General features: G+C 42.0%; 26 protein-coding genes. 12 read left to right on the plus strand and 14 right to left on the minus strand.

Annotated elements, in window-relative coordinates; all coding sequences use genetic code 11:
• Positions 1-77: 77 nt before the first annotated feature.
• From GJV22_RS08165 to GJV22_RS08185, 5 genes are all read left to right on the plus strand, one after another.
• On the plus strand, positions 78-587 hold the full coding sequence (locus tag GJV22_RS08165) for a ferritin (protein WP_163711470.1): 510 nt from the start codon (positions 78-80) through the stop codon (positions 585-587).
• Positions 588-669: 82 nt separating this feature from the next.
• Positions 670-2,859: a RelA/SpoT family protein gene (locus GJV22_RS08170; protein ID WP_163711473.1), complete on the plus strand. Its 2,190-nt coding sequence runs from the start codon at positions 670-672 to the stop codon at positions 2,857-2,859.
• Between the two features lie 119 nt (positions 2,860-2,978).
• A complete protein-coding gene (locus GJV22_RS08175; protein WP_163711476.1) occupies positions 2,979-3,410 on the plus strand; it encodes an organic hydroperoxide resistance protein in 432 nt (143 codons plus the stop codon).
• A gap of 27 nt (positions 3,411-3,437) precedes the next feature.
• Positions 3,438-3,914 (plus strand): glutathione peroxidase, encoded by a 477-nt coding sequence (locus GJV22_RS08180; protein WP_163711478.1) that lies wholly within the window; start codon positions 3,438-3,440, stop codon positions 3,912-3,914.
• 53 nt (positions 3,915-3,967) lie between these two features.
• On the plus strand, positions 3,968-4,390 hold the full coding sequence (locus GJV22_RS08185) for a MarR family winged helix-turn-helix transcriptional regulator (protein WP_163711480.1): 423 nt from the start codon (positions 3,968-3,970) through the stop codon (positions 4,388-4,390).
• Between the two features lie 6 nt (positions 4,391-4,396).
• On the opposite strand, the gene GJV22_RS08190 is transcribed toward GJV22_RS08185, so the two are convergent.
• Both GJV22_RS08190 and GJV22_RS08195 read right to left on the minus strand, forming a co-directional pair.
• A complete protein-coding gene (locus tag GJV22_RS08190; RefSeq protein WP_163711483.1) occupies positions 4,397-4,591 on the minus strand; it encodes a hypothetical protein in 195 nt (64 codons plus the stop codon).
• Between the two features lie 53 nt (positions 4,592-4,644).
• A complete protein-coding gene (locus tag GJV22_RS08195) occupies positions 4,645-5,241 on the minus strand; it encodes a nitroreductase family protein (RefSeq protein ID WP_163711486.1) in 597 nt (198 codons plus the stop codon).
• Between the two features lie 118 nt (positions 5,242-5,359).
• Here GJV22_RS08195 and GJV22_RS08200 point away from each other — a divergent pair, with 118 nt between their 5' ends.
• A complete protein-coding gene (locus tag GJV22_RS08200; protein WP_163711489.1) occupies positions 5,360-5,638 on the plus strand; it encodes a tetratricopeptide repeat protein in 279 nt (92 codons plus the stop codon).
• Here the strand turns inward: GJV22_RS08200 and GJV22_RS08205 are convergent, their stop codons facing one another.
• From GJV22_RS08205 to GJV22_RS08225, 5 genes are all read right to left on the minus strand, one after another.
• Positions 5,639-6,718 (minus strand): energy transducer TonB family protein, encoded by a 1,080-nt coding sequence (locus GJV22_RS08205; protein WP_163711492.1) that lies wholly within the window; start codon positions 6,716-6,718, stop codon positions 5,639-5,641. It lies immediately after the preceding gene.
• Positions 6,718-7,125, minus strand: a complete 408-nt coding sequence (locus GJV22_RS08210; RefSeq protein WP_163711495.1) for an ExbD/TolR family protein — start codon at positions 7,123-7,125, stop codon at positions 6,718-6,720. Before GJV22_RS08210 ends, GJV22_RS08205 begins: the two co-directional genes overlap by 1 nt.
• A 5-nt stretch (positions 7,126-7,130) precedes the next feature.
• Entirely contained in the window at positions 7,131-7,835 is a 705-nt protein-coding gene (locus tag GJV22_RS08215) for a MotA/TolQ/ExbB proton channel family protein (protein WP_163711498.1), read from the minus strand.
• A gap of 94 nt (positions 7,836-7,929) precedes the next feature.
• Positions 7,930-9,309 carry a sodium:proton antiporter NhaD gene (gene nhaD / locus GJV22_RS08220; RefSeq protein ID WP_163711502.1) on the minus strand — a complete coding sequence of 460 codons (1,380 nt, stop codon included), beginning with the start codon at positions 9,307-9,309 and terminating at the stop codon, positions 7,930-7,932.
• Positions 9,310-9,434: 125 nt separating this feature from the next.
• Complete coding sequence (locus tag GJV22_RS08225) at positions 9,435-13,634, minus strand: translocation/assembly module TamB domain-containing protein (protein WP_163711504.1); 4,200 nt, start codon at positions 13,632-13,634, stop codon at positions 9,435-9,437.
• Positions 13,635-13,925: 291 nt separating this feature from the next.
• Here GJV22_RS08225 and tsaD point away from each other — a divergent pair, with 291 nt between their 5' ends.
• Positions 13,926-14,963 (plus strand): tRNA (adenosine(37)-N6)-threonylcarbamoyltransferase complex transferase subunit TsaD, encoded by a 1,038-nt coding sequence (gene tsaD, locus GJV22_RS08230; protein ID WP_163711508.1) that lies wholly within the window; start codon positions 13,926-13,928, stop codon positions 14,961-14,963.
• A gap of 286 nt (positions 14,964-15,249) precedes the next feature.
• Entirely contained in the window at positions 15,250-16,218 is a 969-nt protein-coding gene (locus GJV22_RS08235) for a CobW family GTP-binding protein (RefSeq protein WP_163711511.1), read from the plus strand.
• A 55-nt stretch (positions 16,219-16,273) separates the two neighbouring features.
• Here the strand turns inward: GJV22_RS08235 and GJV22_RS08240 are convergent, their stop codons facing one another.
• From GJV22_RS08240 to GJV22_RS08250, 3 genes are read right to left on the minus strand one after another with little or no spacing between them, the layout of a single operon-like run.
• A complete protein-coding gene (locus GJV22_RS08240; RefSeq protein ID WP_163711514.1) occupies positions 16,274-16,972 on the minus strand; it encodes an LrgB family protein in 699 nt (232 codons plus the stop codon).
• Positions 16,953-17,324: a CidA/LrgA family protein gene (locus GJV22_RS08245; RefSeq protein ID WP_163711517.1), complete on the minus strand. Its 372-nt coding sequence runs from the start codon at positions 17,322-17,324 to the stop codon at positions 16,953-16,955. The genes GJV22_RS08240 and GJV22_RS08245 overlap by 20 nt, the downstream gene beginning before the upstream one ends.
• Before the next feature lie 17 nt (positions 17,325-17,341).
• Entirely contained in the window at positions 17,342-17,950 is a 609-nt protein-coding gene (locus GJV22_RS08250) for an HAD-IA family hydrolase (RefSeq protein ID WP_163711520.1), read from the minus strand.
• Positions 17,951-18,181: 231 nt separating this feature from the next.
• Here GJV22_RS08250 and rpsF point away from each other — a divergent pair, with 231 nt between their 5' ends.
• The 4 genes from rpsF (at position 18,182) to GJV22_RS08270 (ending at position 20,502) form a co-directional block, all read left to right on the plus strand.
• Positions 18,182-18,535, plus strand: a complete 354-nt coding sequence (rpsF, locus tag GJV22_RS08255) for a 30S ribosomal protein S6 (protein WP_163711522.1) — start codon at positions 18,182-18,184, stop codon at positions 18,533-18,535.
• Positions 18,536-18,538: 3 nt separating this feature from the next.
• Positions 18,539-18,808 (plus strand): 30S ribosomal protein S18, encoded by a 270-nt coding sequence (gene rpsR / locus GJV22_RS08260; RefSeq protein WP_163711525.1) that lies wholly within the window; start codon positions 18,539-18,541, stop codon positions 18,806-18,808.
• A gap of 15 nt (positions 18,809-18,823) precedes the next feature.
• A complete protein-coding gene (gene rplI, locus GJV22_RS08265) occupies positions 18,824-19,270 on the plus strand; it encodes a 50S ribosomal protein L9 (RefSeq protein WP_163711528.1) in 447 nt (148 codons plus the stop codon).
• A gap of 185 nt (positions 19,271-19,455) precedes the next feature.
• Positions 19,456-20,502, plus strand: coding sequence for a Gfo/Idh/MocA family oxidoreductase (locus GJV22_RS08270; protein WP_163711530.1), 1,047 nt, complete (start codon positions 19,456-19,458; stop codon positions 20,500-20,502).
• On the opposite strand, the gene GJV22_RS08275 is transcribed toward GJV22_RS08270, so the two are convergent.
• The 4 genes from GJV22_RS08275 to GJV22_RS08290 form a co-directional block, all read right to left on the minus strand.
• Positions 20,489-21,433: a DUF6807 family protein gene (locus GJV22_RS08275; RefSeq protein WP_163711533.1), complete on the minus strand. Its 945-nt coding sequence runs from the start codon at positions 21,431-21,433 to the stop codon at positions 20,489-20,491. The two genes, GJV22_RS08270 and GJV22_RS08275, sit on opposite strands and share 14 nt — an antisense overlap.
• A 185-nt stretch (positions 21,434-21,618) precedes the next feature.
• Entirely contained in the window at positions 21,619-23,607 is a 1,989-nt protein-coding gene (locus GJV22_RS08280) for a peptidase U32 family protein (RefSeq protein WP_163711535.1), read from the minus strand.
• A gap of 73 nt (positions 23,608-23,680) precedes the next feature.
• A complete protein-coding gene (locus GJV22_RS08285; protein WP_163711538.1) occupies positions 23,681-24,979 on the minus strand; it encodes a carboxypeptidase-like regulatory domain-containing protein in 1,299 nt (432 codons plus the stop codon).
• Positions 24,976-25,563: an RNA polymerase sigma factor gene (locus GJV22_RS08290; RefSeq protein WP_163711542.1), complete on the minus strand. Its 588-nt coding sequence runs from the start codon at positions 25,561-25,563 to the stop codon at positions 24,976-24,978. Before GJV22_RS08290 ends, GJV22_RS08285 begins: the two co-directional genes overlap by 4 nt.
• Positions 25,564-25,667 lie beyond the last annotated feature (104 nt).

Here is a 25,667-nt window from a genome sequence, read left to right on the forward strand (position 1 = left end):
GATTAACACTGCCACGATCTTCTCAAATCAGATAGAAATTATTTATATTTGAGAAAAACACAAAAAAATAACTGATTATGCTTAAAGAGACAGTAGAAAAAGCATTAAATGCTCAAATAAACGCCGAAATGCATTCGGCTTATTTATATCTTTCCATGTCAGCTTGGTTGCAAGACAAAGGGTTACCCGGATTTGCAAACTGGATGAAAATTCAATACCAGGAAGAGCTGACTCATGCGATGAAATTCTTCGATTACGTTCACGAGCGCAATGGTCGTGTGTTGTTGGAGCCTATTGCTGCAGTTGACCAGGAGTTTGATAGCATTATTGATGCTTTTGAGAAGACCTTGGCGCACGAGCAAAAAGTTACTGAATTGATTAACGGATTGGTTGATGTAGCGGTTGCTGCTAGCGATCACGCAACCCAAAGCTTCCTGCAATGGTTTGTTGACGAGCAAGTAGAAGAAGAAGCTACCGTCAATGGAATCCTCGATGATCTTCGTTTAATCGATGGTCAGGGTAATGGTCTGTTCATGTTGAATCGTGAATTGGCGACCCGCACATTTGTAGATAGCACGGCAGTATAAGATTTTTTAAAAGAATAGATAAAAAGGCTGCCGGTTTGGTGGCCTTTTTTTATTTTCATAGTCCTCTAACCACTGATACAAGATGAATACGAATATAGAACAAGCCTGGTTGAATTTGGAGCAAGCCTGTAGGGAGAATCTGAATGAAACGGAACGGAAAAAGGTAAGGCGAGCTTTTGACTATGCCTATGATATTTTGGAAGATCGGCAATGGTCGACCGGCGAGACAATTATTATTCATTCACTGGAAGTTGCACAGGTGGTTGCGGGGGAAATTAGCTTGGGAGTTGACTCTATAACAGCTGGTTTGTTACACAATGTACCCTATGAAGACGTTCCCAAACGTCCCGACTTTAGCGAAATTGAAGAGAACTTCGGCCCGGTTGTGAGAGGCATCCTTGAAGGTATGGCCAAGATTAATTCATTGGGTACCGATACGGTTGACTTACACTCGGAGAATTATCGCAAACTGATGCTGGCTTTGGCCGGTGATGTCCGCGTGATCCTGGTTAAAATAGCCGACAGGTTGCACGTGATGCGGCATTTGGATAATTATCCGGCTGATGTTCAGTCGAAGATCTCGGTTGAAACCTCCCATTTATATGCTCCGTTAGCTCACCGTTTGGGACTGTATTACGTCAATTCAGAGTTGCTGGATTTATGTCTGAAATTCTTGACACCCGAGGCCTATTATCACGTTTCTGAGCGACTGGCAGAATCTGAAACAGAGCGTAAAAACTTTGTGGCCGAATTTGTCAAGCCGATTGAGGAAAAATTGAAATCGAGGGGCTTTAAGTTTGAAATGAAGGCCCGGACGAAAGCGATCAATTCAATCTGGAAGAAGATGAAGAACCAGGGAGTTCCGTTCGACGAAGTTTATGATATTTTTGCCATTCGAGTGATTTTAGATTCTCTGCCGGAATCTGAAAAGTCAGACTGTTGGCAGGTGTATTCCATTGTAACCGACGAATATCAGGCAAATCCCGAACGGATGCGGGATTGGATTACTGTACCCAAATCGAACGGATACGAGAGCTTGCACGCGACCGTTTTAGGCCCGAACAAGAAATGGGTAGAGATTCAGATTCGGACAGAACGCATGGATGAAATCGCGGAAAAGGGTTTAGCTGCTCACTGGAAATACAAGGGCGGTTCTGCTTCGGCCGAAATGGAAAAATGGCTGGCCAGTGTCCGCGAAATATTAGAAAATCCCGAGTTGAACGTCGTTGATTTCATTGACGAGTTCAATACCAATATTTATAACGACGAGATTTTTGTATTCACCCCCAAGGGCGATTTAAGGCGACTTCCGGCCGGAGCGACTTTGCTTGATTTTGCTTACGAAATACACTCCGGTGTTGGCGATCGTTGTGTTGGAGGAATGGTGGACGGTAAAAAAGTCACGCTTCGCTATAAATTGAAAAACGGAGAGCAAATTTCGATTGACACTGCCAACAGTCAAAAACCCAAATTGGACTGGCTGGACATCGTAATTACCAGTAAAGCCAAGAGCCGGATCAAATCCAGTTTGAATGAAGAACGAAAACGGGAGGCCGATAACGGAAAAGAAATCTTAGTTCGTAAGCTGAAAAACTGGAAGATTGACTACAACGATGAGTTGATCAGAACCTTGTTGAAGCACTATCAGCTGAAATTGGCGCAGGACCTGTATTACAATATTTCGACTGAAAAAATTGATACGCTCGATATTAAAGAACTGATCACTGCCAAAGAAGAAACGGCACATTCAGCCAAGCAAAAACTGGAGGATAGCCTGCCGACTGAACAGTTCAAGGACATGGAATTTACGGGGGGCGATGATTACTTAGTTATCGACAACAACCTCAAAAACGTTAATCACAAGTTAGCGCAATGTTGTAATCCAATCTTTGGCGACGACATCTTTGGTTTTGTGACCATTGGCGAAGGCATTAAAATTCATCGCCGATCATGTCCGAATGCCAAGCAATTGTTTGAGCGTTACCCTTATCGTATTATTCCTGCCAAATGGCGGGGAAGTGATAAGAAAAGTTCGTTTCAGGCAACCATAAAGCTGTCAGGTACCGATGATGTTGGTATTGTTAGCCAGATTTCGCACGTTATTTCAAAAGACATCGGAGTATCGATGCGTTCAATTAATATTGATACGGCTAACGGCGAATTTGAAGGAACTTTGCGAGTCTATGTTAATAATTTGCAGCACCTCGACTTTTTGATGCGTAAATTGCAGCATATCAAGGGTATCGTGCATGTTTCACGCGCTGATACCTGATTCTTTTCAATATCCAAAAATTTAACATTTATGTGAAAAATGTTAAAACATGTCAATAAATATCGTGGACGATATAAAATGATTATATTTGTATCGCAAACGATATAAATAGAACAGATATGTACAGGACAACAGTAAAAGCAGATGGCGGCCGTAATGGTCGTGTAAAGAGAGAAGATGGAATATTGAATTTTACGATCAAGATCCCCAAAGAAATGGGAGGCCCCGGTGGTCAACACACGAACCCGGAACAATTGTTTGCTGCGGGTTATGCTGCTTGCTTCGATAGCGCCCTTCAATTAATGATATTAAAAGAAGGTTTAAAGCAGAAAGAATCATCAGTCGAAGCAACAGTCGGGTTAAACAGAAATGGTTTGGAATTCGATTTGAGCGTTAAATTGAGGGTGGCAATAAAAAATGTAGATCTGGAAACAGCCCGACGACTTGCCGGCCTGGCTCATGCAACGTGTCCGTATTCGAAAGCAACCAAAGGAAATATTCCGGTGGAGATTGAAATTGTTGAGCCAACTTTAGAAATTCGTAACAACTGATACGCACGACTAAAAATAGAGAAAGCCATGAAAACAATTTATGATTATACAGCAAAATCGCTGCAAGGGAAAGAAGTTACACTGAATGAATTTAAAGGCAAAGTTGTTGTGATTGTCAATACGGCCAGTAAGTGTGGTTTTACACCGCAATACGAAGGACTGGAAAAACTTTACCAAAAGTACAAGGATAAGGGATTGGTAGTATTAGGCTTCCCTTGTAACCAGTTTGGTAACCAGGAACCCGGCTCAGCTAAAGACATTCAGGAAGGGTGTTTGATTAACTACGGGGTGTCATTCCGGATGTTTGAGAAAATTGATGTGAACGGAGATCAGGAACACGCATTGTACTCTTTCCTGAAAAAGGAACAAAAGGGACTGCTTAATAGTAAGATCAAATGGAATTTCACAAAATTCCTCATCGACAGAGATGGTAAACCGGTAAAGCGTTTTGCCCCAATTACGAAGCCCGAAAAAATGGAGGAGGATATACTCCAACTCCTGTAATACATTTAAATATTGCAGGTGGCTTTTGTGGCTGCCTGCAAAACTTTTTATTTATGGAACAACTGAAACTTGATAACCAACTGTGTTTCCCGTTTTATTCCGTTTCGAGACTGGTTATTCGAAAATACCAGCCTTATTTAGATAAACTGAGAATTACCTATCCGCAGTATTTGGTACTGTTGGTTTTATGGGAGACTGATGATATGCCTGTCAACGATATTGCCAAAAGGTTGATTTTGCAGACCAATACCGTAACTCCTTTGCTAAAACGAATGGAAATTCAGGGCATTATTACCCGTGGTAAATCGGCAAAAGATGAACGAAAAGTAATTGTTTCGCTCACTGAAAAGGGGAAACAAATGAAACAGCAAGCTTCGGAAATACCATACAAACTGGCAGAAGGTATGCAGATGTCGCAAGTGGAATTGCAAAATCTGCACCGAACACTTTATCAACTTATCGATCAATTGAAGTAGGTCAAACTAGTTTTTCTTTGTTTGACCGGGCGCATATTTTTTAGCGCTTTTTTTGCCGGTTAGTTTTTTCATTTGCCCTGGTGGAATGTCTCCGTTAGCATTTGTTTTTACGGTTTGATTTTTCCCTACAAAAATGGTTTTACACGACGAGAATGACAGTAATCCTGCAAAAAGGAGAATGATTACGCTTTTTGACTTCATGAATGTTGGTTTTAAAGAACTCAAATCTAAAATAAAAAGCTCAAGTCAATCTATTATTCCCTGATCCACTCTGTTTTTTCAGCCACAGGAATTCGCATTCGGGGAGGACGTTGAACACTTTCGTCAGCTTCGCCAAGGATGAAAAAGCCAATCGGTTCATCTTCAGTCCCTAATTCTAAAAAATCTCTCATTTGCTGAGAGTAACATATACCTCCTGTACTTAAATAACCGGCAATGTCATAAGCTTGCAAACTCAGGTACATGTTTTCTACGGCACAAGCTACCGATGCCACATCTTCCTGCTTCGGAAATCGTTTATATTTATCCCGTTGGGCAATCACCGCGATAATATGAGAAACTCGTTCATGTTTCTCCGAATAAGCCTCATATTTAAAATCCATGTACTTATCAGCCGGGGTAATTTCCTTGTATATTTTTTGCTGAACACTGAAGAAGCGCTTCACAGCGTCTCCGGTAAAAACTTTGAAGTTCCACGCTTGTACCAATCCGTGAGAGGGTGCCCAGCTGGCATTCTCGAGTAGTTTCTCAACTATGGAGTCGTCAATCTTGCTTCCTTTTTTAAGGCCGTTTACAAAAGTTGATTTCCGGTTTCGAATCCAGTTCTCAATATTTTCTGCTTTCGTAGTCATAGTCAAATTATTTCGAATTTAGAGGAAGAAACAAAATTGGAACAGATAAGTTTGTACCTTTCAACCTGGTTTTGGACTCAAAACGCCCGAAAACAGTAGATTTTGATGATAGAAGGTTATGGCACAACAAATTGAGCAAATAAGTCAGTTGATAGACGAAAATCGCCTTGATGAAGCTTCCGGATTGATTGATGAAGGACTGCAGAAAAATAGCAAACTTGCTGAACTGTATTTTCTGAGAGGACAGATTCAGATGAAAAAGGAAGCATGGGGTAGTGCGATCAATTGTTTTCGGAAGGCACTGGAAATTGATCCTGTTTTTCCGGGTGCACAAAACCGGATAGAAATGGCTCAATCGATTTTAGGCTTCTTCAACCCGGATTTACTAAATCCCTGATTAATCCAATACAAAGCGATAGGTGATGGTCCCGGATTGAAAGGCTGGAGCATTTGGGTCGGCGTTGAAGCTGGCTTTGAGCGCCGCCTGACGAGCTGCTTCTAGCAGATTAGCGTTATAGGTATTGGTTCCTTTTACGCCGGGTTTCGCATTGCTTACTTTCCCGTATTTATCCACCGTGATGCTCACCACTACAACACCTTCTTCGTTGCCTGGATAATTAGGTTTCGGCAGTCCTGTAGCACTTCTACCATCCAGACTAAATGAAGGTCCTGAACCGGAATTACCGCTTCCTGTTCCGCCATCGCCGGTGTTGGTTGAGTTACCACCGTTTGGAGTTCCTTGGTTTCCTCCGGGGTAAGTCGTCCCTTGTCCGGTGCTTGTCGAGCTAGTGCTTCCGGCTCCCGAGCCTGAGCCAAAGGCATTAGCTGCCCGGTTGTTTATTTGGGCAATTTTTTGTGCTTCAGCTTCTTTGCGCAAACGTTCTTCCTCTGCAGCTTTTTGCTGGCGTTCCAATTCTGCTTGCTTTTGCCGTTCAATCTCTGCTAAACGTAGTTTCTCAGCTTCAATCTCTTTTTGTTTTTTTATTTCAGCCTGATGCCTGGCTTCAGCTTTGGCAGTCTCTTTGCGTTGCTGCTCCAGCTCTTGTTGTTTCTTTTGATCAGCGAGTTTTTGCTGAAGCGCTAATTCTTCCTGCTTCTTTTTAGCAGCTTCTTGTTTTTTCTTTTTTTCCGCTTCCAGAGCTACGGTTTTTTCATAGTCCTGAGTCATCAGTTCTTCCTTGGCTTGGTCGGACGAAACAGCTGGGACGGCAGATGATGTTGGCGGCGGCGGAGGTGTGCTTGCCTGAACCGGAGTTGAAGTTGCTTCTTGAACAGCAGGAGAACTTTGCCGGGAAGCAGGTGCGGGCTCTTCTTTGCCTGCTCCTTGCTGGCTGTTACCAAAGTTTACCAAAACACCTTCTTCGCCCGGTAAGGGTAATGGTGTAAAGAAACCGAATAAAAACAGCAATATCAGAACAATCGCATGTATGATGATTGTTCCCCAAAATCCTTCCTTATGTTCTCGAAAATAACTCATTAACGTTCAGGTGCAGTAGCTAAAATCAGTTTGTATTTATTGCGTCTGGCAATATTCATCACTTTTACAACTTGTTCTACCGGAACAGATTTGTCGGTGTGAAGTGAAACGTATGCTTCCGGATTGTTGCCAATACTTTTTTGAAGTGCCGGTTCAATTTCACTGAAAGCTACACGTCGAACATTCCCGTCGGTATTGACATAGTATTTCAGATCAGCGGTGATTGAAACCGTTGTAATGGGTTTGGCCGCCGTTTGATTGTTGCTTTCGGGTAGCAGCAGTTTTAGTGCGTTTGGAGCGATCAAGGTTGATGTAACCATAAAAAAGATCAACAGCAAAAACACAATGTCAGTCATTGACGACATGCTGAAACTGGCATCTACTTTATTTCTTCGTTTTAAGGCCATTGTTTCTATTTTGCAGGTTCATTCAACAGGTCCAGGAATTCAGACGTAGCAGCTTCCATTTTGAAAACCACTTTCTCGACGCTGGAAACTAAAATATTGTAGGCAAAGTAAGCGATAATACCAACGGTCAACCCGGCAACAGTAGTAACCATGGCTTGGTATATACCCGACGACAAGAGTGTCACATCGATGTTATTTCCGGCATTAGCCATATCGTAAAATGCCTGGATCATACCAATAACCGTTCCAAGGAATCCAATCATCGGAGCTCCACCGGCAACACTGGCCAGAACCGGCAAGCCCTTTTCAAGCTTCGAAATTTCGAGGTTACCAACCATTTCAATGGCGGAGTTAACGTCTGACATTGGACGTCCGATACGGGTAATTCCCTTCTCGATCATGCGGGCAGTAGGAGTGTCCTGCGAACGGGCCAAAGCCAGGGCCGCGTCAATTTTCCCTTGCATAATATAGTCTTTTACCCGCTCCAAAAGTGATTTATCAACTCTGCCGGCACGCTTAACAGCCAGGTAGCGGTCGATAAATATGAATACTGCGATAAGCGACAAGGCGATGATTGGAATCATGATCCATCCACCTTTTAGCGCCAAATCGAAAAAACGGGTTACAATGCCATCTTGAGCAGCCTCAGCCACGGAGTCAACACCTTCAGTTACTGGTGTGCTCACTTGTAGTAAAACGAAGTTCAACATATAGTTTTCTGTTTTTTGAAATCCTGTAACAATAAAACGAGGCACACTAAAATAAAGTATGCCTCGCAAAAATAAGAATATTTTTAAGCTGACCTTACAGCATGAACTCAATATAATAGAAAGCTGCACCTGCTAAATAACCAACCAAGGCTAACCAGGAAATTTTCTTCAAATACCAGATGAAGTCAATTTTTTCCAACCCCATTGCAGCAACACCGGCCGCTGAACCAATGATCAACATACTACCACCTGTACCGGCAGTGTAAGCCAGGAATTCCCAGAAAACACCATCCTGAATAAAACTTGCTAAATAGCCGGTCGTTCCTGCATCGGAAATTGGGTACATTCCCATGGCACCGGCTACCAGTGGCACGTTATCGATAATAGAGGATAAGACACCAATGGCCAAATCGATCAGGAAAACATTTCCGAGGTGTTCGTCCAAGTATTTGGATAGCAGATTCAGATGACCGGCAGACTGTAAAGCAGCAACTGCCGATAAGATCCCAAGGAAGAACAGTATCGTAGGTACGTCGACCTTACGCAAAACAGCTGTCACTCTTAGTTTGTGCTTTATTTCATCGTCTTTGTCTTTGTGTATGATCTCAGAAACCACCCAGATAAAGCCCAATGACAACAACATACCCATGTAAGGAGGTAGGTGAGTGACTGTTTTGAAAATAGGAACAAACAGCAGACCCGCAATTCCAAGAATGAGTAATAACGTCTGTTCCGACTTCGTTGTCAATTCGATTTCTTCTTCGTTCACTTCAGGACGCGTAACATTTCCTTTCATCGTAAAACTCAGAATTCCCAACGGTACGACCATACAGATTAAGCTTGGGATAAATACCCCTAAAACAATCTTCGCAGCCGTTACCTGACCACCGATCCAAAGCATAATGGTTGTCACATCACCAATAGGAGACCAGGCACCGCCGGCATTGGCAGCCAAGACGACCATACTGGCAAAAAACCAGCGGGTTTGTTTGTCATCAATCAACTTACGCAGCAGAGCTACCAAAACAATTGTAGTGGTTAGGTTATCTAAGAGCGCTGACATGAAGAACGTCAGAAAACTCAGGATCCACAGTAGTTTTACTTTGTTGGTGGTTTTAATACGATCGGTAATTGCCTTGAAACCGTCGTGTTGGTCGACTGTTTCTACAATAGTCATGGCTCCTAACAGGAAGAATAATATTTCGGCGATTTCACCCAGATGGTGAATGATTTCAAACTCGACAATGAACTCATGTGCAGCTTCTATGGTCAACCACATGCCGTGTTCGTGAGAAAATTTTGCCCACGCCGGACTAAAATCCAACGACAATATTTCTTTGGCACCAATGGCGTACACGACCCAACATAGGGTGCCAATTATCAGGGCTGAGGCAGCTTTGTCTACTTTTATTGGATGTTCGAGTGCAATCGCCAGATAGCCAAGCACGAACACCACCACCATTAATATAAACATAGTTTTTAAATTAGGTTAATTATTCAGATTTTGATTCCCAAAGATAGAAGAACCTTGGTTTTTCGCTAAGATTTTTACTACAAAAAAAGGAAAAAGGTGGAAATTATTGAGGAGGTAGGAGGCAATTAGTTGCTTTCCCGTTTTCCGAACAGATGTAAAAATTTTTTCCACAGCTCATCAAAAGTATCGTAGTTTTCGCGGTAGCTAATTCCGATGCCCTGTTTATAAGGTGAGGTTTCGTAGATGATATTGTTATTGGAATGATTATAGGCTTTCAATTGTAATTTCCCGTTATTGGTGAGCTTAACGTTGACATCGAAATCGCCTACAAAATTACTGCTGTTGTTGTTAAGCGTTGAACCGGTTTGATTCGCGTTATTGCTGATATTGCCGTTAATTGTAACACGATCGTTGAAAAATTGGGTACTTAGTGCCAACTCAATCTCGTCATCCGAAAGTTGATTTCCCGGGCGATAATTAACGCCAATATCAAAATCATTACTGATTTGTGACAACCAGTTGCTAAGCTGATTGGAGAACAGTTCGCTGGCAGTTGTTCCCATCAGGTTGGGATTTTGTGCCTGATAGGTGCCTCGAAGATATTCCGGCGTGTAAAACTTGCCCATCACCAGTAAGGACAGAATCTGTTTATTCAAATCTTCCTCGGTATTCATATATTGTTTGACTTCTTCTCTCACCCGATCTTCAATGGTTGGTAATTCAATATCGAATCCGATTGTTGGATTGCTAAGCTCATCGTGAAGCTCAATTTTACAGTTAACCGGAACCCGCTGCGAATAATCGTAGTTTGCGTATGAATTAGCCAGCAAGTCGTTCAGGGAGGCTTTTAGTCGATAGATCGCATTTAGGTTGATAATGGCATCATAGGGATTGCCACTCCACTGTACCTTTCCTCCCTGTTCAATATCGAATTTTTTATTGATCACATTCTTCAATGTAAACAGGTAATCTCCGCGGTCCACAGTGTATTCGCCGTAAATATCGATATTGAATTCAGGGTCAATTTTAATTTGCAGGTTTCCTGTCCCCTGGGCCCTGATCATATCACCAACCTGAGAGTTGTAGACCAACTGAAATCTCGCGTCAGGTGTCAGGTTTACATTAAAATTCATGAACACCGCTGATTCATTCTTAGGCGCTCTCTTGAAAACCGGTTTTTCCTCGGTGGTGTGGTGACTGATAAAACGAATGAAATCGTAAACCTGTGCTTCTTCGTTGTAGTCGAGCGCAATATTTATGGCGGTATGATTTAAAGTTGTCGCAGCTCCATCTATATAAACTTTCTTGCCGTGGCCCTTAATCGTTACAACTCCATTGGCATAAGCTTTTCCGTAAAAACGTTCATTAATCGTAGGAGTCGTATTGATGACCTGAAGATCTTTGGAGTTGATGGATAAGTCATAGTCCATATTCGAGAAATTATCATGTCGGATCGATCCGTTGAATATACCCGTATTTCCCTCAAAGTCGTGTATTGTAATATTATCGAAAACGATGGAGTCGCCTCTGAATTTCACCAAATCGTTGAAATAATAGCTCACTTGCAAGTAGCTTAGCGCTAATCCCGCATTGGTTCCCATCACATCGCCGTACATCAGTATTTTGTCCAGCCCACCTTTAATTTTCACTTCACCGGTGGCATCTCCATGCACATTCTGAAAACTTCCTGCCAAGATTGGTCCCAGTAGACTTAACGAAAGTCCTTCAGCGTTCAGCGTAAAATCAAGACTGTCTTGCGAGGGGAAATAGCTTCCGTAACCATACAACGTTTGCCTTTTTTCATTGTCTACAATCAACTCTGACTGGATGGAACTTGATGGATGGTCCCATTTGCTGAGGACACTTAGATTGCCAACTTTGGTGTCGTTGAAGGCGAAATCGTTCAATTTTACATCTGCGAGGAACAGTGGGCGTTTATAAATATCAATCAAGCTTATTGTCCCATCTAATATCCCTTCCAGTTTGGTTCTCTCGTTAGTAATCAGGTTCAGGTTTTCAAGCTTGAAGTGGTTGATTCGCAATTCGAGTGCGTCATCCTGGTTCTTGGATACGATTCCGTTCATTGAGATAAACTGATCCTTATTCGAGATCATAACATTGTCGACTGAAACCCGACTGGAGTCAATTGATATTGCTGAAGGATGCACGGTCCATAAGGTATCGGCGACATAGATTTTGCTGGGTTCAATCTTTATATCGACATGTGAATCGCCATTTTCCCGTTTACTGAAAAACACGTTACCTTCCAGCTCCCCGCTGTAGGTGAGAACATCGTAGTTATTCCAAATGAGTCTGGTGCTCATCTTATCCTTGCTGGCCGATGCGAGTAAAGCGAGGTTGTAAAGTCGCTGTTCTACGCCCAAATCCAGCTCTTCGATTCGACTTTTTAGTTCCAGCTTGTCGTTCGAATGCACAGATATTGAATAGCCTTTTATCAATAGATTATTAAGCTGAATATCGGCAACCTCGGAGTAAAAATCGATTGTGTTATTCAACTCATCGATTTTCCCCGTTAAATACCCCGGACTTATCCGCAATTGCGGATAGAAAGTATTCAAAACCGGGTTCATATCTTTGATTTCAACATTCAGATCGAAATTGTTTGAACGTGGTGTTTCCTGGTATTCTACTTCACTGGAAGGAAGGTACAATAAAATCAGATTCTCAATGGTTTTGCCCAATGTCGCGAGGTTGTAATGACCTTCAATTTCCGCATCGATAAAATCGGAGTTGAGCTCAAGTTTGTTTTTGTCGCTGCTTGTTGTCCGAATCGTCAGACTATTCAGCTTTAAAGAATCGTTTTCGTTGACATAGTTGCCGTCATCGAAATTTATAACTCCTTTTACGTCATCGATGTTACTTCCCGTGAAATTAGCGTTCACATGCATCGACAATTCAGACTTTTTAAATGTCTTGTCTAATTTCAGCGCAACAAGATCGGCCTTGTCCAATTTTAACTCAAAGTCGAATAACGATGAATCCGGGTCCAGGTTTAGTTTCCCGTTAAAAGCTCCCTGAAGGTTTTGGTCGTTGATGGTTAATTCTCCCTCGAATTTGTGCTCCTGTATCAATCCATCAAGCACGATATTCTTGTATTTGTAATTGCTGTAGGTAATGCTGTCTACCTTACCGGCAATTTTAGCATCAAGCGTATTTTTGATTTGATCAAACTGCCCGTTGATCTGTCCGCCAAAGGTTACTTTCCCCAGGTTCTTTGACTTTAGAAGTTTCCCCAGGTTGAAATTGGTTGTTCGGATATGCCCGTCAATGTCCAGTGCTCTGTTGGAAGCCGGTCGAAAGGACAGGTCGGTTTTGATTCGTCCAAAATTTGAATTAATGGTACCGTAGGCAACAAAATCACTTAAGAACCCGGTAAAGTTACCGTTATAGCTAATGATTCCGGCATCAGTTAGGGTAGAGGAGATTTTCGGATACCGGGAAGCCGAACTGCCCGGAAGCTTTATTTCTGCAACATCATTGAAGTCCAATGTCGAATTTTTGAGGTCCAGCTGAATGAATGCTTTTTCCATATCCGGCAATCCGTTCACATAAAAATCACAGTTAATTGCGGTCGATTGTCCTGTCCTGATTTGAAGATTCCGGGCTTTTAACTCATCAATCCGACCAAAAATGTGACCTGAAATGTTCACTTTCTGATCCATTCCCCTGATTTCAGGAACGACAGTGGCGATATCCTTCAAATTAATTTCAGAGGCGGTCAATTTCAAATCTAGGTACGTTTTTTTGAAATCCTCCCCATCTTTTAGCTGCGTCTGGTCTAAAACGACATCGGCATCGGTAAGCTCCGAATCATTCGTTTTAATGCGGAGATGATGCAGCTTGATGTATTTTTTGTAGGAAACGAACTCGGTACTCAGGTTTTGAAGCCTGAAATTTTTATGGTCGTCAAGTTGCAACTCATTAATCCGAAAATAAATTGAATCCTTATCAAGAATTAAGTTTGAAACCTCCAGGTGGATATTTTGAAGATCGATGAAACGATAATCTTCTTGAGCGAAGTAAGAATACCCAACCTGGGCCTGATCGAACAAAAATTTTTCACAGCTGATATTCCAACTGAGAGTATCTTCTTTCGCTTTCGAATTTCGAAGGCTATCCAACAAAAAGCTATAGTTTGGCAGATGCTGCTCATCTAACGACATGTATACTTTAGTCCGTAACAAATTCACAGCCGAAAGATTAACCTCCCGCTTCTTAAAACTTAAATGGCCAATTGTGGCAACCAGGTTGTCGATGTACAAAAGCGTGTCTGCTTTTTGATCTTCGATGCATACTTCTTTCAATATCAGTTTATTGAAAAAAGATATGTCGACCCGTTTGATGCTAATGTGTGTATTGAATTTATTGCTGAGTTGATTTGTAATCTGCCGGACAACAAAAGTTTGAACGACACTGGTTTGAAAAGCCAGATAAATGAGGAGCAGAAGTAGCGCCAATACTCCTGTAAACCAAACCGCTATTTTGAATGTTTTTTTAATACTTTTGTCCCCTTATTAGTCGCAAATTAAGTTAAAATCGATGGATTTCTTTGGACGTTCAACGAAGTTTTTCGTCTAAAAATATACCAAAAAAGCATGGATCAGAAAAAAGATATTATCATTCTTGGAATTGAGTCGTCGTGTGATGATACTTCAGCTGCTGTTTTGAAAAACGGTTATCTGCTTTCGAATATCATTGCCAGTCAGAAAGTGCACGAAGCTTATGGTGGTGTGGTGCCCGAGTTGGCATCAAGAGCGCACCAGCAAAATATCGTTCCGGTGGTCGATCAGGCCATTAAACAAGCCGGCATTGATCGCAAAGATATTACAGCTATTGCCTTTACCCGAGGCCCCGGATTGCTCGGATCGTTGTTGGTTGGAACCTCTTTTGCCAAAGGTTTTGCCTTGGCTGCCGGTATTCCGATGATCGAAATTAACCACTTGCAGGGACACGTTTTGGCGCACTATTTAAAAGAAGATGGGGCGGAAAACCGCTCTCCAAAATTCCCTCACTTGTGTCTGTTGGTTAGCGGCGGTAATTCGCAAATCATTTTGGTGAAAGATCATTTAAAAATGGAAGTGATCGGGCAAACCATTGATGATGCAGCCGGTGAAGCTTTCGATAAATGCGCCAAGGTGATGGGAATGCCGTATCCTGGTGGCCCGTTGATCGACAAACTGGCACAGCAGGGAAATCCGGATGCTTTTCAATTTGCCAAACCCCGGATTAAAGATTTAGATTACAGTTTCAGTGGTTTAAAAACCAGTTTCCTGTATTTCCTGCGCGATCGTCTTAAGGAGAATGAAAATTTCATTGAGGAAAATAAAGCGGATCTGTGTGCTTCGCTTCAAAAGACAATCATCGATATTTTGATGGTCAAGCTGGTGAAGGCATCGAAACAGACCGGAATTCGAGAAGTGACCGTCGGCGGGGGTGTTTCAGCGAATTCAGGTTTGAAAAATGCGTTAATAGCTGAGGCTGAGAAACGCCATTGGAATGTGTTTATTCCCAAGTTTGCCTTCACGATGGACAATGCAGCGATGATTGCAATGACAGGACATTATAAGTATTTGAACAACGAATTTGCTGAAATGGATGCTATTCCGTTTGCACGGATGAATATTCAGGAATAAGAGATCGTTGATCGAAAAGTAGTTATTTCTTTTCTGTAATTCGTTATTTATTGTCAGAAAAGTCTTATTGCTAGCTAATAAGTAGTTATTGTTGTTTATAAATTGCTCACTACTTTGCAATAATTCGTTATTGCTTGCTAAAAATAGCTTATCAATGAGCAATTAATCGTTATATGTTGCTAAAAAGTAGTTGTTTGTGACTAATTTTTGCACATTTCCGACTGCTTTAGTCGAATTGTTCTGAGCGATCGTTTTACGAACGTTCCAACTATAAAATTCAGCCGTTGTGAATACGAATCAAAAAATACGCGTGGTCCTTGTTACCGGTTTTCTGGGAGCCGGGAAAACAACCTTCATCAATGAAGTCATTAAAAAGCACCATTATCTAAAATTGGCACTGGTAGAGAATGAGTTTGGAGAAAAATCCATCGATCAGGATTTGATTGTCGGAATGCGCGCAGAGAATATTTTCGATTTGAGCAACGGTTGTATCTGCTGCACCATTTCAAATGAGTTTTCGCTGACTTTGCTTGATTTGGCCGACAAAGCTGGAGAGCTGGATTTCCTGCTGATCGAAACAACCGGGATTGCCGACTTGTCGAATGTGATCCGTCCGTTTTACGATGATGAAGATCTGAAAGAGCGTTTCGAACTCCAAGGAAGCATTTGCCTGGTCGACGCGCTGAATTACGAAGAACAGCTTGCCGGAAATGAACAGCAAATGCAGGTCATTCTGAGCGACCTGCTCGTTATTAATAAATCGGATGAAATTGACGCGAAGGCCCTGCAAACATTGGAAAGACAGTTATCGGCTTATAATAATTCTGCTTTAGTAGAACATACCAATTTTGGGCTTTTAGAGGCGTTTGCTCTTGATGATTTTAGTCAAAAGGTACAAGGCAAGATTGAGCAAAAATTACAGCAACCTGTCATGTTTCGGCTGGTTGAATCGAAGAAATACAGCACTTTCACCCACCAATTCCCGGGTTTTATCAATTTGGAGCGTTTCAAATATTGGTTTGACTACTATGCAGCCATCAATCAACGTGAAATTTACCGGGTTAAGGGGATTTTAAATTCGACTGAATCACCTTTTAAAACGATTGTCCAGTCTGTCGGTGGAGCCGTTTCATATGCCGAAGGTTCGTTTGTCGAACCTGGCGAAGAGCCCGTAAATACGCTGGTTTTTATTGGGAAAGATATTGATCATGAACGTGTAGTGCATGAGTTGAAGCACTACCTGGACGGCAATTAGAACACCGTTTGCAACCTGAATTTATTTCGGGATGACGACTGTATCATTGTCTTGTTTAGTACCAACCTAACATCTGCATCAGAATAACGACTAAAACAGTCGTTAATGCTGCAACACCGATCGCCAAACTGCTCATTGCCGCTTCAGTTTCACCCATTTCAATCGCTTTTGTCGTTCCCAATGCATGCGAGGAAGTCCCGATACTCAGGCCCTTCGCAACCGGATGAGTAATTCGTAGCAGCTTTAGCATCATTGGTGCGATAGAGGCTCCCAGTATCCCGGTAATGATAATCGAAATAATAGTGATCCCTTCAGTTGCGTGCAACATGTTGCTGACACTGATTCCGATTGGTGTAGTTACGGAGTGGGGGATCAGCGATCTTTCAAGCAGGTCATTCAGCCCCAACAAGCGACTTAAAACAACTACTGAAATAATGGCCGAGGCAACACCGGAAATAATCCCTCCGATAATGGCGTATTTGTGCTGAACCAGCAACTTGCGCTGCCGATACAGCGGGAGTGCTAAAACAACCGTTACCGGACCAAGAAAAGCGTGAATGACACTTCCGCCTTTCATATAATGATCGTAAGGGATGTCGCCCAAGATCAAGATGCATATGATAATGATAACAGACAGCAAAAGAGGATTCAGCCAATTTAGCCGCGAACGATGCTTGGCTAAGGTGATCAGGTAAAAACAGCCGACCGTCAACAGGATGCCAAATAGGTGCGTATTAGTTGTTATGCTTGCCATTTTTCTTTTCGCTCAGATTAATGAATAACTGGGTTGCAAGTGCCGTGACTGCTAAAACAAGGATGGTTGAAAGGACTACGACCAGTACGGTTTCAAAATAAAAACCATCCAGAGCATGATAAGATACAATAATGCTGACACCTGCAGGGATAAAAAAGAACCCCATATTCTGAAGCATGAAATCAGCAGTGTCGCGGATATGGCGTTCTTTAAGCACCCCTGTGAGTAACAGAACCAGCAAAATAATCATTCCGGTAATGCTTCCGGGAAGCGGAAGGTTCAGGTAACGACTGACCAATTCTCCAGCCAAATTGATGCCAAGAATAATGAATAACTGTTTGAAAATCTTCATGTCAAAATGCTGATGGTTTAGCTTACAGGGCTAAAATTTTCGTAGGTAAACGGGCGTACGTCGATTAGGTACATGCCTGCTGTTTTTGCAGCTTCCATTCCCAATACACCATCTTCCAAAACCTGGCAGTTTTCTGCTTTCACACCGATTAGTTCGGCACATTTCAAAAATGTTTCCGGTTCTGGCTTGTGTTTGGTGACGTCGTCTGCCGTAACAATAGCGTCAAAATATTTGGTGATACCCAATTTTTCGAGTTGTACTTCAGCACTTTTGCGACTAGCACCGGTACCAACAGCCAGCGGAATTTTACCATGATAGCGGTAAACCAATTCCACGACATCTTTGTGGGGCTTTAATAGTGACGCATGATCCCAAAAGGTTTCCTGCTTCAATTTAACCATTTCATTCGGATCAACGCCTTGTAATCTGTTTTCCGCAATTACCCGCTCAGCAAATGCGATCGTCGGCATGCCAGTCATTTCTTCTATAATTTTCTCGTTGAATCGGCAGTTGTAGTGGGCACAGACTTTGTGCCAGGTGGCAATGTGCACCGGAAGCGAATCAGACAACGTTCCATCTAAATCAAAAATCAGCGCTTCGGCATTCGGGTGTTTATCTAATACCATAATGTCTTATTTGTGCGACAAAGGTAGAAAAGTTCTCGATCTGCATTCATAAAGTGTGTTGTCGCGTTTCATAAATCGAAAAAGCTTAAAATTTGCTTTAAATGGGGTGCAAATCCGCTAATTGGCACTTTCTTTCGCTTTAAAAGGTTTGTTTAAAACTAAAATATTCCTAATTTTGCGCCACCTAAAATATAGGTGTATTTTTTTAATGTTTAATAAATTAGATGTTTTATGAAAAACCAGTATGAAACCGTTTTCATCTCAACTCCCGTTTTATCTGACGTTCAGATAAAGGAAGCGGTAAGTAAATTCAAGGGCATCATCACCGAGAACGGTGGAGAGATTGTCAATGAAGAGGACTGGGGATTACGCAAATTGGCTTATCCCATTCAGAAAAAAAGCACTGGGTTCTATCATTTGTTTGAGTTCACAGCTGAACCTGAACTGATTGAAAAATTAGAGCTGCAGTATCGTCGCGACGAGCGTATCATTCGTTTCCTGACTTTCAAACAAGGCAAATACGCTGCCGAGTATAGTCAAAAAAGAAGAAATAATTTGAAAGCTAAAACTGAAAAGGAGAACTAAGCTATGGCAAGTAATCAAGGTGAAATCAGATACCTGACCCCCCCGTCAGTAGAAATTAAAAAGAAAAAGTACTGCCGCTTCAAAAAGAACAAAATCAAGTATGTGGATTATAAAGATCCTGAATTCTTGAAAAAATTCTTGAATGAGCAAGGTCGTATTCTTCCACGTCGTATTACCGGTACTTCTTTGAAGTATCAACGTAAAGTGGCTAAAGCTGTGAAAAGAGCTCGCCATTTGGCTTTGCTTCCCTTCGTAACTGATATGATGAAATAAGAAAAAGAAAGAACAATGGAAATTATTTTATTACAAGATATTAATAATTTGGGGAGCAAAGACGATATCGTTAATGTTAAAGCTGGTTACGGACGTAACTTTCTTATTCCTCAAAAAATGGCTATCGTAGCCAACACGTCAACAAAAAAGATTCTTGCTGAAAACATTAAGCAACGTGCACACAAAGAAGCTAAATTGAAAGATGAAGCTTTGGCATTGGCTGCTCAACTGGAAGGCAAAGAAGTTGTTATTGGCGCTAAAACCAGTACTTCCGGTAAAATCTTCGGATCGGTTAACACCATTCAATTGGCTGAAGCTATCAACAAATTAGGCTTCGACATTGAACGCAAACAAATTCGTTTGACTGAAGACAGCATCAAAGAAGTTGGTAAATACACAGCGAAAATCAAACTTCACAAAGAAGTATTGATTGACTTCAACTTTGAAGTTGTTTCAGAATAATTAATTTTTTCAAACACACACACAAGATTTCAAACGTTTTTCAAACAATAAAAGCCGTCAGCTTCACACACTGACGGCTTTCTTATTTCTAAGCCCACTATTTTCTGACGATTTTAAGCTAAAAATCGTTTTTCTCTTTTTCAATCCGTCTTGCCTTTATTATCTTCGTGATCAAACACGAAGAAATGAGTCAACAAATTCAAACAGCACTGGCTTCGTTCGGTATGTCAGGCATGGTGTTCCACGGTCCTTCATTGAAGGTCAATCCAAATTTCAAACTGAGTAAGATATTGGAACGTTCCAAAAATCTTTCTGAAGCCAATTATCCAGATGCAACTACCGTGCGTACTTACGATGAGATTTTGACTGATGCGGCTATTGACCTGGTGATTGTAAATACGCCTGACTACCTGCATTACGACATGTGCAAACAAGCGTTGGAAGCCGGTAAACATGTTGTTGTTGAAAAGCCATTTACGCAGACTGTTGAACAAGCCAATGAATTAATAGACTTGGCAAAACAAAAAGGTTTGGTGCTCAGCGTTTACCAAAACCGGCGTTGGGATGGTGATTTTCTGACTGTCAAAGAGATTCTTGATGAAGGCCTTTTAGGGCGCTTGGTAGAGTTTGAGTCACATTTTGATCGTTACCGCAATTTTATTCAACCCAATACCTGGAAAGAAGAGGGGATTGATCGGGTAGGTGTATTGTACAACCTGGGATCACATATGGTTGATCAGGTCATCTGTCTATTTGGAATGCCCAAAGGAGTAACTGCTCATATCGATTGTCTGCGGACCGGAGGAAATGTTCCTGATTATTACGATATTCGGTTGCAGTATCCCGGATTCTCTGCGTTATTGAAGAGCTCCTACCTGGTTCGTGAGCCTGGACCACGCTATTCCGTTCATGGAACTCTGGGCTCGTTTCAGAAATGGGGAATCGACCCGCAGGAAGAAGCGTTGAAAGCCGGAAAATTGCCTGGCACTATTGGTTGGGGAGAAGAACCAGAGGATGCATGGGGATTTTTGCATACTGAAAAAGATGGCATAGTCATTCGCCAGCGTTTAGAAACTGTTCCGGGGAATTATGCTGTGTACTACGAAAATATTGCCGATGCTATTATGAATGGTGCCGAATTGTTGGTTAAACCGGAAGAAAGCCGCGATTGTTTGCACGTTCTTGAAGCATGCTTGTTGAGTAATTCGGAGAAACGAACTATTCTTTTGTAAGCGCTGAATCGTCCAGCTGAATTTCCTTAAGAACCGTGCGTTCTTTGATGTTCCCGGTAAATAATACCAAGGTGTAATTTAACTCGAGTGGCAGATCTTTTTCCAATTGAAATGGATTTTTGCCCGGAAACACGGCATTTTGCATGCTTTTTTGCTCACGCAATATCCAGCTTTGCATGTTCATCGGGTTTTTGGGATCGGCATAAATGATTACACCACCCTGACCATTTCCGTTCCTCGCCATCGATCCGATGATTTCAATATAGTCGCCAGCTCTAACGGCGTTATTTTGAGGTGTGATTGGGCCGGCATCTGATTTAAAATGAACATCCTCCGGTAGTTTTATCCGGGCCGAGAAACCGCCGTAGCCTTTGTCATCGTCCGAACCTCCTAATTTCAAGTCATCAACCTGCGAAATTAGACGAATCGTGAAATGAATAATTCGGTAATTGTTCTTTTGCTTGTGAAAAGTATAAGTAGTGATTTCTTTTAAATAGGCTTCTTCTCCGCCTTTATACAGCGGAGAACTCCAAAAAGCTGTTGTTTGCAACTCTCCGTCACCGCTCATTAGGCGTTTGAATTCAACACTTTTTACAGCAACCAGAAAATCTTTCATCTCCCAACCATCACCAACCGGCTGGTTGTTAATTAAAATCTGATGCCAGGCCCAAAATATGCCGCGATGATGCGGATGATCATCAGGTGCATTCTCTGTAATACTTGTTCCGTCGGGAAGCATAACAGGATGCAGAAAATTATTCCGGTTTTCACCGAAGTTAAACCCCATGGGTTCTTTTTGATAGAAGGCAACATTTTTACCGCCGTCGGTAATCCAAAAGCCTCCTTGTTCTTTTTTCATGCTGATTTGAGCGGATACAGATCCAACTCCCATGATCAGTAGAAATATTGTAGTAGTCAGGTTCTTAATCATATCGGTTTTTGGTCGTCAGTTAAGGCTAAAAGCCTTTTGTTTTTGTCTCTCAAGTATTTGAACAAACTCAAAATGTGATGATCAATATACTATCGATATCATTTTAGTGTTAGTAGGGCTTCTAAGATAAAAAATGAATGTTAGATTAGATAAATTTTGATCAATTATTCCACAAAAAAATATGATTACTGTAATCCTTTCTTAAAATTGAAATTGGTTGAAGGTTGAATGGTTTCACCTGAACGATAATTCAGAAACAGCTTCTTGAGCAATTTCGGATTGGGGGATTGGTGCTTCAAGTCGAACATGAAACGACTAAATCCGGCTTTCAATAATTGGCTCTTATATTGAAACAGGTTAACAGGGCGATCGGGAACGACGATGGTAATTCCGTCTTTATTCTGTTTGCTGTAAGTTTTATTGAATTCGTCTTTAATTTGATTCGTCTCGTTTTCGAGCTTGACAGGCATCCGCGAATAAAACAACTCCGGAATGCTGTGAAGCAGAACGATTCCCTGTTTATTTTGGAGGTTGTTCAGGTTCTCGAAATCATCCTCCACCGAATAGCAGAAATGCATCATTTGCTGTTTTGTCAGGAAATGAGAGGCCGCATCATTATACACATAAACTTGTTCATTGCTGCTAATTCGGCTGGTTTTTGAAATCAGCAGCTTTTGAGACAGGTGGCTTATGAAGAAATGACTGATGCCTTTTTCTTCCGCTGTTTTTATCAAGTTACGCCAATCCTCTAATTGGCTTTCTGCGATAAACTTGGGCAGTTCTATAGCTATTTTTGCTTTGTTTTTCTGAATAAAACCTTGTTCAAAATTTGTCTGTTGCAATTGATGTTTGGTCAAAGTCAGGACTAAACATTCAATCTCATCAATCCGGATGAAGGGGAACCAACCGCTTTCGTCAATCCGTAAAAACAGCGATTGGCGGGGATTTGATTTCCCTGAAATTTTCTGTTGATCAATGATCTTGCTTTTCTGCTGAAAACTCAACCGGACCGGTGGTGCAGGGACCTTGGGCAGTCGGGAAGGGAAGGACTGTTCACGCCTTCCAATCCAATAAACTTCGTCGCCGGCATTTATTCGTTCTTTGCTTTTATTGGAGAAACTGTATCGGCCGTTTTCTTCCCACAGATCTTCCAGTTTCTGGCTTACTGTTTTGTTGCTTGTGGTATCACGAAGTCGAATGCGGTCGTCGTTTTTTAATTCATGTGTGCTGAAAAAGGTAATTTCAGATTTTGAGGCCCGAATCACTTGGCCCACCAAAATACCGGTGTTCGAGTTGTCGGCAATGGAGTCCGAAACATTTTGATCCAGAAAATAGCCGGTCTTCGCTCGGCCAAAGTCGAGTTGCAGCATGGCTTCTGCCTCTTGAGTACGATCGGGATGATCCAGTGCTAAACGGTAAGCTGAAGCCACCCGAAAAACATAATCAGCCGATTTCATGCGTCCTTCAACCTTCAGCGAATGAACGCCTGCTTGATGGAGCTTATCGAGGTTCTCAACTTGTTGGTTATCCTTTAAGTTGAACAGGTATTTTTGTTCTTTTTCATCTTTATAAACCATGCGGCACGGTTGGCTGCACATCCCGCGGTTAGCACCACGGCCGCCAATGTAGCTGCTGAAAAAGCATTGGCCCGAAAATGAATAACAAAGCGCACCATGGATGAACACTTCCAGTTCACAAGCGGGTTTTCGGGCAATTGTGTCCACTTCCGTCAGGGTGAGCTCACGGGCCAAAACCACCCGTTTAATGCCGATGTTCGAAGCGAAATCCACACCTGCTGAATTGTGTGTGCCCATTTGAGTACTGGCATGAATGGTGAGCCTGGGAAAGAATTGTTTGGTCAAAGCAAATACGCCCCAATCTTGCACGATGATTGCATCCACGCCGACTTTTTCGAGATAAGCCAGAAAGTCCAGCAGTTTGGGTATTTCCTTATTTTTAATTACTGTATTTAGTGTAATGTACACTTTTACACCGTGATTACGGGCTTCCTGCATGATGGCCGGTAACTGATCTTCACTGAAGTTGTTGGCACGAACCCGCGCATTGAACTGTTTTAGTCCCAGGTAAACGGCATCTGCGCCCCCACGAACAGCAGCCCGAAATGAATCAACACTTCCTGCCGGAACCAATAATTCTGTTTTGCCTTTAGTCATTCTCTAAATTTGGGCAAAAATAGTAAATCCAAAGCGATCTTAATCTATCGAATTAGCGAGTCTCGGTTTGAGCCTATTTTTTCCGAAAGACTACCCTCAGGTTTATGGTCGATTCGACAGCATTTTCGTTGACTGTTTTAGGGCTCCATTTGGGGCCCTCTCGGACAATTTTACTGGCGACTTCAATTAGCTCTTGATCTGCATTGTTGATGTATTTTATAGTGCTAATCTCGCCCTTCCATCCAATGGTTAATTCAAGTTTTACCACGACTTTGTTTGCCGAATAGTCGGCCGGAAGAACAGCTTTTTCTTCCAGGTATTGGTGGTAAGCACGCATGCCATTCGCAGGGCGAGCATTTTGAATGCGATCGGGGGACTCTGATTTTGTTTGAGTGCCATAGCCAATGGCAACAACCTCTTCCAGTGCCAACTGGTCCGGTTTCATGCTGATGATTAGGCTGGAGTTTCCCGGATAAAATTCTTCTGCTTGCATACCAATGAAGTTGGCAACCAGCAGACTATCGGCATTATTGCCAAGCAGCAGTTTGAATCTTCCGTCGATATCGGTAATGGTGCCGTTACCGGTGCTTTTATCAACAATGCTAACACCCGGAATGGGAATGCTATCTCCTTCCATTACGACCTGTCCAAGCACCAGACGCGTATGTTCCGGAATGGCATTGGTCAATTGATGAGTTTGAAGACTATCTATTTGCTTCCTTTTTGACGGGAGAGAGCTGATTCCGCGAATCCGAATAACGGACTCAGTATTGTTGTTAGCGTGTGTAATAGTTTGGGGCGGATTTATTTTAGCGACTTCAATTTTTGCGGCTTTACTTGCTGTGTCATCCTGTATAAAATCCAGTTCAATTTCGTCCTCTTTTTCTACTTGTACTAATTCGTCGCTATTCAATTTATTTTGTGTCTGCTTTTCCGGTACAGCAAAAGCACCATTTTTTTCCTCATCACTATTTGCACCCAGGATAATTTCATCCTTATTTTCAGTCTCCAAAGTATCTACCGGAATTTTTCGTTCCTGCTCCGTTTTCAACTGAGCCATATTGGGAACATCCGGCTTATTTCCGGTTAGATAGAATAAAGTTCCGACACCCAACAGTATTAAGATACTTGCCGCAACAGCCCAAAAGCGGAATGGGCCATCAGATTTTTTGCGTTGCAGTTGGTTCTTCAGTTCTTTAAGGTCGTCTTCAAAGGCATCGGGTGAAATTGATTCGTATCCTTCAAAAGCCTCCGTCAGGAAAGGATCCTTTTGCAATTCCCGTTCAAAAGCATGGCGTTCCTCTTCGTTCATGCGATTTTCCCGGTAGCGACGAAAGTCTTGCTGGTCGATATGTTTTTTGCCTTTGTTCATTCTTTGGTTTCCAAACAGATTTTCAGGTTTCGTTTGCCGTTCTGAATGTAGCTTTTTACCTTTTTCTCTTCCATGTCAAGCAACGAACAAATTTCGCGATAGCTTTTATTTTCAAAGTAAAACAGCTCAATGCACGCCTTTTGTTGTTGCTTCAACTTTTCAATACATCTTTTCAGAGCTTCCTCATTTTGCTCTTCCGGATCTTTATCAATAGGATGCGATTCACTCGCTTTTTCCATAAAAACTTGCAACTCCTGTTCGTAACCTATTGACCGAACCTGGCCTACTTTAGCTTTACGCATTTCCATGAGGCAATGGTTTTTTGTCACGACATACAACCAACTTTTAAAGTTTTGCACTTTGTGTTTGCTTAACAGGGGAATCAGTTTTGCGAAAAGTTCAATAACTGCATCTTTGGCATTTTCGCGCGACTTAAAATGTTTGAGACACAAGCCATACACTAGATCCATATAGCGCGCATACAATTCTCCCAGAATATCGATATCTCCGGTTTGAAGGTAGTTGTGGAGCAAATCTTCGTCTGCGAGTTCCTCTTTTTTTCGGTGAAAAGGATTTAGTTGCATGCGCTTGAATTCAAATCAAAAATAATAAAAATGAAGTTTTTAAATTTTTTTTATGGAATTTATTCGTCTGCGGCATCCCACTGGTGAAATCAAATTTTAAAACC

It is taken from the genome of Mangrovibacterium lignilyticum (assembly GCF_010882175.1).
GTDB lineage: Bacteria > Bacteroidota > Bacteroidia > Bacteroidales > Prolixibacteraceae > Mangrovibacterium > Mangrovibacterium lignilyticum.